This is a genomic window from Bacilli bacterium, from assembly GCA_035326105.1.
Classification (GTDB): Bacteria; Bacillota_I; Bacilli_A; order RFN20; family CAG-826; genus UBA7706.
The window spans coordinates 520,838-532,924 of sequence record DAOKYO010000001.1; the positions used below are offsets into that span (position 1 = coordinate 520,838).

Below are 12,087 nucleotides of genomic sequence, written 5' to 3' on the forward strand. Positions count from 1 at the left end.
ATGGATCGTTCTACGTTATTTAAGGTTAATAAGGAGGTGCTCATTCCTCTAAACAGAGAGGAATATTATCCGCAACTTCAAAAAGCAGATTTACCGGTCGTAGTATATATTGGCGCCGAGTGGTGCATTAACTGCAAAAACCTTCATCCGGTTTTAGTGGAAGCTGCTGAGGGCGAATTCAAAGGTCGCCTGCAATTTCGTTATACTAATACCGATGAGAACAGAGGGTTCGCCCGGACATTAGAAGTAAATTCCATACCGACTTTAATCGTCTATGATAAGGGCGTGGAAAAAGGTCGGCTGATGGGCGAGCAAAGTTATGATGATCTCGCGGAATTTCTCGATAAATTTGTAGCCTAATATTCTCGATTATTTTTCCGATAATTGTGCTAGAATTATCGAGGAAACAACATATGGAAAAACCGCAACCTAAACGCAAAACAAACAACTTTTTAGCTACTTTAGGATCGACACTTATGATGGCTTTTTTGGCGTGGAGTATCTATTGGGACGTAATGGATTTATCCGGTCAAATTCCAACTGCCACTTTATCATTCAATCATGCTATGGGAGCCCTTCTTATGGAAGTATTGCTCTTACTATTAGCGGCACGTGTTTTCTTCATCAGCATTAAAAACCCACTGGTCTATGATCGTCATCTCCCTTTTATGATTTTAGTGGCGAGTCTTTTTTTCGTCTATTATCTATACTTTGTCGGAGTCAAACTTGCTTTGATGGTTCCGGGAGTTAAATTTGGCCTTTTTGCTATTTCTATGTATGGGATTATTGTTCCGATTATCCTCCTATGGTCGGATGTTTTTTCAAGCAAGAGACGGCTGGATGATTATTTTGCATATTTATATTACCTTAAGCTTCTTAGGGAGTATGATGAATTTAGACGGATTAGTTTAGCGACGGGAAGCACCCAAAATGGAGAATCGGCGGATGAATATTAAAAGTAACAAGCGCACCTATGGAGCGGCAATTATGTTTATGGTTTACTACTTTTTACGTTTGGTGCGCTTACCGTTTTTCGTCTTCGGACTTATCCGTAATTGGGGAACGACATCACTACCGCTTATTCGGTTATTAGTTGGAATCGGCTTTTTTGTCTTTGGCGCCTACGTGGCTGCGTTGTCGATTAAGGCGATGCAATATGCGGACGGAACGGCTAAAAAATACCAAGTTCACACGGCTTTTTTTCAAAACTATCGTACACTTTTGGTCGCCAATGTTATCGTCGCCGGTATTTACACGGCATTTAATTTTATCGTTAACATCAAAATAAGCGCCGGAGCATTTAATTTCTCTTTAGATTTACTGCCGGTTGCATTTGCGGTTGCCGGATATTATTTAGTTAACCAAGATTATAAGGAACTTCCGATGCGCTTGGAACTAGAAAAAAACATTTTCGACCACTTCCATCAAAAGAAGGAAGATGCTCCGAAAACTAAAGACGATAAAGATGAATATAAGATCGATCCAAACGACTATTAATTAAAGAAAGAAGGATTATTGATATGCTGTCAAATAAGATTACTGATTACCCGCTTATTCATGGTTTGATGCGGGTGCAAAACCTCTCTGAGGAAGATTTGGAAAAGCTGATTAACTATGAATTGAAAGAAGGAATTGAAGTCTTGGATACGGCCGATATTTACGGTCGCGGAAAAAGCGAGGAACTAATTGGGGCGATTCTTAAAAAGAATCCTTCTTTGCGGAGCAAGATTTACATTCAAACAAAAGTCGGCATCGTCAAAGGGGATGAACCGCGTTATGATTTTTCCTATGATTATATAAAAAGCGGGGTTGAATCCTCTTTAAAACGATTGAACTGCCAATATATCGACATGCTTATTCTCCATCGCCCCGATGCTTTGATGGAACCGGAAGAGGTCGGAAGAGCAATTAACGAACTGTATGATGAAGGAAAGATACGTCACTTTGGGGTTTCGAATATGAATCCCTATCAAATGGAGTTAATCGCCAGTGCCGTTAAATTACCGATTGAAGTAGATCAACTTCAATTTGGCTTGATGCACACCGGGCTTATTGATGCGGGATTAAAAGTAAATAACCACATGGAGGAAGCCGTCAGTTATGATTTAGGCACTCTTGACTACTGCCGTCTTCATCATATTACGCCTCAGGCATGGTCGCCCTTTATCGTCGGTTTCTTTGAAGATAGTTTTGTCGACAATCCCAAGTATCCGGAATTGAATAAGGAACTGGAGACTTTAGCCATCAAGAACGGAGTCAGCAAGCATGCGATTGCCATCGCTTGGATTTTGCGCCACCCGGCTCACTTTCAGGTGGTCTACGGCTCCATGAACGAACAGCACATCGCGGATATCTTAGTGGCGAGAAACATCAAACTCTCAAAAGAAGAATGGTATCGCCTTTATCGGGCAGCGGGACACGTTATTATTTAATAAAAAAAACCCCGTCATAGACGGGGCACTGGCACAAACTCCAAAGAGCCTTTTCAGCCTGCGGGCGACGGCAGAATCTGATAGTGCGTGCCTATCACATAGTTGCGGCTTCAGGGTGATCAAGTCCCGAAGGTTAAACCTTTTTCATCTGTTTAACAAGGCATAAAGCCTGAGACCATAGGCCAGCGTGACGCCCATTCTGACCTCGGCTACTAAGCAGCTTACTTAGTATGCGAGTATATTAGCAAAGTTCTTTTTTATTGGCAACACTTTTTTTAATATTATTTATTCTTAAGTTATTATCAGGGCAATAAATACCATAAAACGATTATTTATTGCCTTTTTTAATGGCAGAAAATATAAAATTAAGTATTCTTTTTTTGTTTTTGCATTAAAAGGTATTCATTTACCGACTGATTTTTATGCTAATATAATATGGGAGAGGATTTGAATATGCATCATTTCATGAACTTACAAGGCGGCCCATTTGAGAAGATCTTAAGCGGACAGAAGACAATTGAAATTCGTTGTTATGATGAAAAAAGACGTCAGATAAAGGTTGGTGATACCATCACCTTTACCCGGGAACCCGATCATTTTAATCAATCGATGATGGTGGAAGTGGTCAGTCTATATCCATTTCCAAATTTTAAAGCCCTATTTAAAGCATTCCCCCCGGAAAAATTTGGCTATATGGCAACCGATTCGATAGAAAAAATGCTCAAAGGAATCTACATGATTTATTCGCCGGAACGCGAGCAAAGAGAAGGGGTTCTCGGAATCGAAATTAAACTTCTTTAATTTATTGACGTTTCCTCCTATAATGGGTGGGTAATGTGAGGTTATTATGGCGCGTTTACTTTTTTTGTCTTTATCATCAACGATAACTTTTATCGCTCTTGGAGTGCTGATTTTAGTTTATCTGGTCTATTATTTTATCTTTAAAAAATATCAAATTATGATTCATACGGACAGTGAAAATTATTTGATTCTTTGGCTTCGTCATGGACAACCGATTGACGTCACTAAAGCAATTGGCTTTCCGCAGGATAAAAAGGTGGCGGGCCTATATGAGAATCGTATTTTTTCTTTACCTTTTTCATTGGTAAAAATGCCGCGTCATCACCTTCATATTTTTATAAAGTGGGCAGAATAATATGGCTCAAAGAATCGTCCAGTCGTTTAAAAAAGTAAAAAACAAAAAATCCCGCAGCACGAAAAGAAGTGAGCGTGAATTTGTAAAGCGCGGAGCGGAAGAAAGAAAACGGCCCGTTCGGGTTACACCTCCGCTTTTTAGCTTTGGGGTGAAGGAAGAAAACACGCTTTTAGCCTTTTTGATGCTTAAACTTCCCAAATTTGGCCGCAACAAAATTAAAGGATATCTTTCACGCCGGCAAATCCTTGTTAACGGAGCGCCGGTGACGCAATTTGATTTTCCCTTATCCAGCAGGGATGAGGTTTCGATTGAAGCGCGCTCACAAAAGACCTTAAAGACGCAGAAACTAGATGTGATATATGAAGATGATGAACTGATAGCAATCAATAAGCCGCATGGTCTTCTTTCGGTTGCATCCGATAAAGAAAAGGGCATTACCGCCTATCGTTTACTGAGTGATTATATAAAAGATCGGGATAAGCATGCACGAATATATGTTGTCCATCGAATTGATAAGGAAACAAGCGGAGTGCTTCTTTTTGCCAAAAATGAAGCGATAAAAGATGAATTACAGAAAAATTGGAATGATATCGTCAAAAAACGTGGATACTATGCGATTACTTCGGGGGTTCCTTCTAAAAAAGAAGATACCTTGAAAAATTTTCTTTTTAAGAATGCAACTAATCTGATGTATGTAGGCCATAAGTCAGAGACGACCGTTTTAGCGATAACTCATTATCAAGTCATCAGGTCCAACGAAAACTACGCTTTATTGGATATCGATATTGATACTGGGAAGAAAAATCAAATCCGCGTCCAAATGAAGCATGCCGGTTATCCTCTGATCGGCGATGATAAGTATGATAATAAGGATAATCCTTTGCATCGCTTGGGTCTTCATGCCTATGAGCTTGATCTTATTCATCCGATCACGAACAAAAAAATTAAGATTGTGGCTAGGATGCCAAAAGAGTTTGAAGATTTTTTAAAGAATTAAATTTGTTGGTCCAGTAATATTGTTTTTCTTAACATATGAAGCCAGATTACATTTGGGAAAAATGAAATAATCTATTTCCCAAGTGTTTTTTTTGTTATAATTTAGGTAAAGAAAATGGGACAACAAAAAAATCTCGCCGAAGCGAGATAAATTCGCACACTGCGAACTAGTAATAACTAGCGATGAGAATATGTCTTTCGACAAATTTTTATTTGAACTCGTGTGTTATTTGACAATCCCATTTTAGATAAATGAAAGGGATTTGTCAAATATGGAAAAAGAAGAATATTATTTGGGCCTAGATATTGGAACTAATTCTGTCGGGTGGGCGGCGACGAATAAAGAATATAAATTAATACGGGCCAAAGGCGAAAACCTTTGGGGTGCATACTTATTTGATGAGGCATCAACTGCGGAAAAAAGGCGCTTAGCCCGTGGTCAAAGAAGAAGATTGGCAAGGCAGCACGCGCGTATCAATCGTTTGCAAGCGTTATTTGCCCCCCTAATTTTTCCGCTTGATCCGAATTTTTTCATTCGCTTAAATAACAGCCGACTATATTTGGAGGATAAGGATGACCGGGTTAAAAGCAAATATGCATTATTTGCCGATAAAAATTTCACTGACTTTGATTTCCATCATAAATATAAAACAATATACCATCTTCAAAAGGCATTGCTGACCGAAGATAGAAAATTTGATATTCGCGAAATATACCTGGCTTTACATCATTTAGTGAAGTATCGCGGACATTTTCTTATGGAGGGTCAGAATTTTGATAATCAGCAAGATTTGGAGTCCATAGCCAATTTGGCTGAGGAGATTAATATATTTTATGAAGAAAACTTTTCTGATTTTGGAGCGCCAATTATCATTGAGAATATAAGCGATATAATCATAAAAATGACGAGCAACCGAGGCGTTTCTAAGACATCTGAAGCCTTGGCGCCATTTTTTCATTTAGAAGGTTGCAGTAAAGAAAAAAAGGATTTCATCAAAGCCGTTATTGGATTGCTAGCGGGCGCAAAAGAGAAGATTTCGCACTTATTACCTGGAGAAGAAATTGACGAAGATGTAGATAAGATTTCCTTTTCCGACAGTGATTTTGATGAGGAAAAGGCTCCGTTATTCGCTGGATTACTGGGAGATAATTTTTTTCCAATCGAGGGTCTACGCAAAATCTATAGTTACGCGACAATGAAAAAAATAATGGGAGAATCCAACTATGTCGCGGAAGCCATGGTTGAGCGTTATGAAGGGCACAAAGGCCAACTGGATAAATTTAAAAAATTTATTAAAAAATATTTTTCTCACGAAGATTACATAAAAATGTTTAGGGTTTTTAATGACAAAGAAAATAATTATCCGCGCTATATCGGAATGAGTAAAACCCAAAAACTGAAGCATACGGGTAGTCACTGTAGTTTGGATGATTTTTATACTTATGTTAAAAACCTGCTTACCAGTAAAGAAAGTTCAGATCCGGTCTTTATCGAAACCAGGGATTCTATTTTAGGTTTATTGGACAAAAATAATCCAGAATTTTTATTAAAGATAAATAATCGGGACAATGCCTCGCTTCCTTATCAACTTAATGTCATCGAGGCACGGCAAATAATTAAAAATCAATCCAAGTATTATACTGAATTACTCGTTGAATCTAAGGATAGCAACCAATCAATTTTAGACCGGGTTATTACCCTTATTGAATTCAAAATACCCTATTATGTCGGACCGATTAATGACCAGCATAAGGGAAAAAAGAATGGATTCGCCTGGTTGGTGCGAAAGCCAGGTAAAGAAAAGGAACAAATTAATCCTTATAATATTGATGAAATTGTTGACTATGGCGCTACTCAAACCGAGTTTATTCGCCGAATGACCAACAAGTGCACATATCTACATGAAGAAGATGTATTGCCCGTGAACTCGTTACTATATCGTGAATATGATCTATTGAATCATATAAACACAATTACCGTCAATAATATTAGATTAAGCGATGAACAGAAGCACCTTATTCTTTCGGAAATTGAAAACAAAAAAAATCTTACTCCCAAGCAAATCAAGAAAATGTTGGAAAGTATGCATCCGGGAACCGAAGTTGTTATTGGCGGAATTGATGAAGAAGAAAAACTTTCCGCTGGCTCAATTTACGATTTTAAATCAATTCTTGGCGAAAAATTTGCTGGGGCGAAGAAGGAAATTGAAGATGTTATTCTTTGGCTTACCGTCTTTGATGATAAGGAAACGGTTAGAAGAAAAATTAGAGAAAACTACTCTAATGTTTTTAGCGAAGAAGATATTAAAAGAATGGCGCGATTAAATTACCAGGGCTGGGGTCGCTTTTCGCAACAATTGCTAATTGGGCCAGATTTTATCGTTCATGACGAACAAGGAGAAGTTACTTCTATTTTGCAGCTACTTCGTGCTACAAGTAAAAATTTTATGGAGATTATAAATGATGAACGGTATGGAATTGCTCAAGCCATTCAAGCATACAATAATCAAGATGGTAGTGAGAGAGATAGCGTCCAAAATTTGATTGATGAGTCCTATGTTTCGCCGATGGTAAAAAGAGCGACACATAATGCCATAAAACTGGTGGAAGAAATAGCTTCTATAAAGAAAAATCCACCGACCAAAATTTTTGTTGAAGTCACTAGAGGTGAAGATAAAAAGAAAAAAGGTAAAAAAACAACTTCACGGAAAAATCAGTTATTGGAATTATGGAAGGCATCCAGAAAGGACATTATCGCTTTTAATAATGATGTTTTAAGTAACCAAAACCACAAGATAGATTACGAGGCTAAAATTAGTGATATAAATGAAAAGACGGAACGAGATTTTCGGAGCGACCGCTTATTTTTATACTACCTGCAGTTTGGACTATGTATGTATACAGGGGAACCAATTGATTTATCAAGACTAAATACAGATTTATATGATATCGATCATATTTATCCCCAATCAAAAATAAAAGATGACAGCATCAATAATCGCGTCTTGGTTAAACGGATTGCAAACTCTGACAAAGGGGATGTTTATCCGATAAAACCGGAAGTTCAATTAAAGATGAAACCTCTTTGGAACTATTTAAAAAAGTCGAAATTGATCAGCGAGGAAAAATATGAGCGATTAACGAGAACCACGCATCTTTCAGAAGATGAAATGGCGAGTTTTATTAACCGACAAGTCGTTTCTACCTCGCAATCGATTAAATTAGTTGCCGATATTATCAAGAAACTTTATCCAAATACCAAGGTTGTATACTCCAAAGCGAGTAATGTTTCTTCATTTAGAAGAGACTTTGACTTAGTTAAAGTTCGCGAGATCAATGACCTTCATCATGCGATGGATGCTTATCTCAATATTGTTGTTGGCAATGCCTATGACACAAAATATACGAGGAACTTTGTTCGGGAACGCAACTTCTATGAAACTTTGAACTTCGCCGATTTGTTTAAATTTAATATTAAAAATGCGTGGGTTAGTGGGGATAATGGAACGATTACAACCATTAAAGAGGTAAATCGTAAGATTTCGTCGGCAAAAGTGGTTAAGAAAACAATGGTTCGTTTTTCAGATGGCGATGGAAAAGGCTTTTATAACTTAAAATTATCGCCTAAAGGAAACGACTTATTTCCATCGAAAACGGATGCGGATAATCCGTTGTCCAATACCGAGAAGTATGGGGGGTATACAGGTAAGAATAATTCATTCTTTACCCTCGCTGAATATGAAAAAAAAGGAAGTAAAAAACGCATACTTGTCGGCGTGCCAATCATTTATGCAAAAGAGGCATTAGAAAATGATGAGTACTTAAGGCACACTGTTTTGGAAGGCTACTATGGCCTTAATAATCCGGTTATTATAAGAAAATGTATACCATTTCATTCGAGACTAATTGTTAACGGGATGCCAACATACTTAGCTGGGACATCAGGAGTTCGGCTTGTTTTGCACAACGGCGTTCAGTTGCTATTAAATAGCGAGACGGCCCAATATGTTAAAAATTTAGGGAAACTTATAAGACTTTATACGGGCGACAAACCGGAAAGCATTGCGGAATACTTTCAAAGTAAAAACGAGATTGTACTGAATGAAGTCATAGATTCGATTACCGGAGAAATTAAAACTAAACCTTCATATATTACCAAAAAGAGAAACGTAGAAGTTTATGACATTTTAACTCAAAAATATGATTTGCCGATTTTTAAAGGCACAAATCATCATAATTATTTTGAGAAATTGGTCGCCGGTAAAGAAAATTTTGTTGGCTTGAATATTTATAATCAAGCCAAAGCCATTTTGGAAATAATTAAAACGCTTCAAGCAAAAAGTAATGCAGGAGACTTATCATTGATTAAGGAAAAGTCATCTGCAGAAGACAAAAATTTATCCACAGAAGATAAAAAGAAAAAAAAGATGCATGGATTAGAGATAAGAATTTCAATGAATATTAGTTATGATTTGGATCTTGTAACAGACTCTCCAACGGGGTTATTTTCCTATAAAATCCGATTGAGTAAGTAAGAAGGTAAAATTACTTTTAATGGGTTTTCGAACAGTTATTATTAAAAGCCGATGCAAGGTCAGTCTTGAATTAGGGTATATTCTGGTTAGAGGAGAAGAAGATTTTAAGATACATATAAGTGAAGTATCTCTTTTTATCGTTCAGTCCACGGGCGTCGCGGTAACGGCGGCGTTATTGGTTGAATTAACAAAACGGAATATAAAAGTGATTTTTTGTGATGAGAAAGCAAATCCATGTTTTGAGAATGCCCCTTATGCCAATGGATACAATACAAGCGCCAGGTTAAAGGAACAAATATCTTGGACAGAAGAATGCAAACAGTTGGTTTGGACAAGAATTATAAAAGAAAAAATACGCAATCAACAAACTAATCTTCTTAGTAATGGACATCAAGAGGCAGCGGAACAATTAGAAGATTATATTAACGAAATGCTTTTAGGCGATGAAAATAATCGCGAAGGACACGCGGCTAAAGTATATTTTAATAATCTTTTTGGCAATGATTTTAGCCGTAGAAGCGATAATGATATCAATAGTGCACTGAATTATGGATATGCTATTTTGTTGTCGGCGATTAATCGGGAGATTGTTGCTGATGGTTACTTAACTCAGCTGGGAATATGGCATGACAATAACTTCAATCAATTTAATTTATCTTGCGATTTAATGGAGCCATTTAGGCCTTGGATTGATGACATTGTTTTTAAAATGGATAATAAGAAAGAATTTAAGAAAGAACTGAGCAATATTTTGAATTTGATAGTTTTTTTCAATGGCGAAGAAACGCATTTTGATAATGCAATTGCTCGTTATTGTCATACTTTCTTTGATGCAATGAAAAACATAAAACCATATGCAATTATGTTTCCAAATAAGAAATGAACTATCGATATATGCGAATGATATTGTTCTTTGATTTACCGGTAGGAACATCTTCGCAAAGAAGACGTTATCGTAAATTTGTTAATGGATTAAAACATGAGGGCTTTTTGATGTTGCAAGAGTCGGTATATTGTAAATTAGCCATTACTTTAGCATCAGCAAAATTTGTTGAAGCAAGAATAAAGCGTATTATGCCGGACGATGGAAAAGTGTTTTTAATAAAAATAACGGAAAAGCAATTTGGAGATATGACGATACTACTTGGAGAAAATAAAAGTGAAATAATTAATACTGACGAAAGGTATATTGAAATATGAAACTAGGATGTAAGTTTTTTGATGAAGCCATTGATATAAATGATGGAACTTTATTGTCGATTATTATTGAAAATCCATCAGCTTATTTCGATTTCATTAAGAATCTCTCTTTTTTAGATGAGAGCGAAGACTTCTTTTCTGTTTTTGACGGATCTACAAATTATGACATAGAGAAAAATATATTTTGGATTGAAAACATTACTTCATTTGATCCAAATTCCAAAAAGAATCAAGGCCTATTAATTCAAAAGATTATATCTAAAGTTGGAAACAACTACGATTTTCAAACAAAATTAGGCGAAGTTAATAATACATTAAGAAGAATGATACTAAGCGAAATTGCGGATTTTGATGTAGGAATTTCTATAAACGAAGAATTTCCTGTCCAAGATGTTCTAAAACTTTATAACATAAGATTATGCGTAAATGAAGAAAGTCACTTAAATACAATCTTAGATATTTTTAAAATGATAGATATCTTCGTTCATCCGAAGATAATAGTGGTTTCTAACTTGTTTTCATTATTATCAATTGGCGAAGTTGAAGCAATAAAAAAGGAAATAGAATATTTAAAACTTATAATCGTCTCAATTGACACCAATGTAAGTGAAAAAGAAATACAAACAGAAACTTATATTCTTGACAAAGAAAGATGCTTTATTAGAACAAATAATTTATAATATTTTTGTCAAATAACATAAAACTACAAGTGTAAGTAGTCTCACCCCCAAATTTATTTTGAGGTTTGAGAGATGTGTTATTTGATTACTAACTTATGCCATAGCCATAAACAATATAGCGGTCAATCTGTTTGAGAGATGTGTTATTTGATTACTAACTTATGCTTAGAGGATGTGCTAGATAAAACTATCACAGTTTGAGAGATGTGTTATTTGATTACTAACTTATGCTAATTTAATTTAAAGTTTTAAATAGTTCTTGTTTGAGAGATGTGTTATTTGATTACTAACTTATGCATAGAAATAGCATATAAAATATAGACTAAAGTTTGAGAGATGTGTTATTTGATTACTAACTTATGCCAAACACTGACCTTGAAAGGTCTTTCCGTTGTTTGAGAGATGTGTTATTTGATTACTAACTTATGCCCCGCGTCCTCACTTAACCCCCCTACGCTTGTTTGAGAGATGTGTTATTTGATTACTAACTTATGCTAGAAAGGAGTAAATTATGCAATGTCTTAAGTTTGAGAGATGTGTTATTTGATTACTAACTTATGCTAAATTGTTTTTTTTGTTTGGTTATTCGGTGTTTGAGAGATGTGTTATTTGATTACTAACTTATGCTTCCAGATGATGACGATAGCGTTTCCCCTGGTTTGAGAGATGTGTTATTTGATTACTAACTTATGCCATATTAACCCAATCAGCAGGGTCCGGGTCGTTTGAGAGATGTGTTATTTGATTACTAACTTATGCCCAATTTAAGGACATAATGTCCTCGTTCTGTTTGAGAGATGTGTTATTTGATTACTAACTTATGCAAAAACAAGCTAGGAATAAGTCAAGCTTACGTTTGAGAGATGTGTTATTTGATTACTAACTTATGCAATACGACAATTAAGACAATGCCGGCAAGGGTTTGAGAGATGTGTTATTTGATTACTAACTTATGCCAAATACCCAGTATTATACCCCCGGCGGTAGTTTGAGAGATGTGTTATTTGATTACTAACTTATGCTGAGCCGTCGAGTGTTGAGACCATTGGAACGTTTGAGAGATGTGTTATTTGATTACTAACTTATGC

11 protein-coding genes and 1 CRISPR repeat array (1 of these 12 running past the window's edge) are annotated in these 12,087 nt (G+C 36.1%); all 11 genes read left to right on the forward strand.

Translation table 11 applies throughout. From position 1 onward, the window contains the following. Nucleotides 1-360, forward strand: a complete 360-nt coding sequence (locus tag PKC96_02340; protein ID HMM00168.1) for a thioredoxin family protein — start codon at nucleotides 1-3, stop codon at nucleotides 358-360. 53 nt (nucleotides 361-413) lie between these two features. Continuing rightward, nucleotides 414-956: a hypothetical protein gene (locus PKC96_02345; GenBank protein ID HMM00169.1), complete on the forward strand. Its 543-nt coding sequence runs from the start codon at nucleotides 414-416 to the stop codon at nucleotides 954-956. Beyond that, nucleotides 946-1,497, forward strand: a complete 552-nt coding sequence (locus tag PKC96_02350; protein HMM00170.1) for a hypothetical protein — start codon at nucleotides 946-948, stop codon at nucleotides 1,495-1,497. The genes PKC96_02345 and PKC96_02350 overlap by 11 nt, the downstream gene beginning before the upstream one ends. Before the next feature lie 23 nt (nucleotides 1,498-1,520). Further along, nucleotides 1,521-2,432 carry an aldo/keto reductase gene (locus tag PKC96_02355; protein ID HMM00171.1) on the forward strand — a complete coding sequence of 304 codons (912 nt, stop codon included), beginning with the start codon at nucleotides 1,521-1,523 and terminating at the stop codon, nucleotides 2,430-2,432. A 453-nt stretch (nucleotides 2,433-2,885) separates the two neighbouring features. Continuing rightward, on the forward strand, nucleotides 2,886-3,233 hold the full coding sequence (locus PKC96_02360) for an ASCH domain-containing protein (protein ID HMM00172.1): 348 nt from the start codon (nucleotides 2,886-2,888) through the stop codon (nucleotides 3,231-3,233). A 46-nt stretch (nucleotides 3,234-3,279) separates the two neighbouring features. Then, complete coding sequence (locus tag PKC96_02365; GenBank protein ID HMM00173.1) at nucleotides 3,280-3,588, forward strand: hypothetical protein; 309 nt, start codon at nucleotides 3,280-3,282, stop codon at nucleotides 3,586-3,588. 1 nt (nucleotide 3,589) lies between these two features. Further along, nucleotides 3,590-4,585 (forward strand): RluA family pseudouridine synthase, encoded by a 996-nt coding sequence (locus tag PKC96_02370; GenBank protein HMM00174.1) that lies wholly within the window; start codon nucleotides 3,590-3,592, stop codon nucleotides 4,583-4,585. A gap of 271 nt (nucleotides 4,586-4,856) precedes the next feature. Further along, the gene (cas9, locus tag PKC96_02375) at nucleotides 4,857-9,119 is read left to right on the forward strand and encodes a type II CRISPR RNA-guided endonuclease Cas9 (GenBank protein ID HMM00175.1); all 4,263 of its coding nucleotides are present in this window, start codon (nucleotides 4,857-4,859) and stop codon (nucleotides 9,117-9,119) included. A 19-nt stretch (nucleotides 9,120-9,138) separates the two neighbouring features. After that, the gene (gene cas1 / locus PKC96_02380; GenBank protein ID HMM00176.1) at nucleotides 9,139-10,002 is read left to right on the forward strand and encodes a type II CRISPR-associated endonuclease Cas1; all 864 of its coding nucleotides are present in this window, start codon (nucleotides 9,139-9,141) and stop codon (nucleotides 10,000-10,002) included. A gap of 11 nt (nucleotides 10,003-10,013) precedes the next feature. Then, nucleotides 10,014-10,319, forward strand: coding sequence for a CRISPR-associated endonuclease Cas2 (cas2, locus tag PKC96_02385; GenBank protein ID HMM00177.1), 306 nt, complete (start codon nucleotides 10,014-10,016; stop codon nucleotides 10,317-10,319). Beyond that, complete coding sequence (csn2, locus tag PKC96_02390; GenBank protein ID HMM00178.1) at nucleotides 10,316-10,999, forward strand: type II-A CRISPR-associated protein Csn2; 684 nt, start codon at nucleotides 10,316-10,318, stop codon at nucleotides 10,997-10,999. Before cas2 ends, csn2 begins: the two co-directional genes overlap by 4 nt. Nucleotides 11,000-11,062: 63 nt before the next feature. Then, a CRISPR array of direct repeats spans nucleotides 11,063-12,087; the repeat unit is 36 nt; unit sequence GTTTGAGAGATGTGTTATTTGATTACTAACTTATGC; it runs 264 nt beyond the window's last position.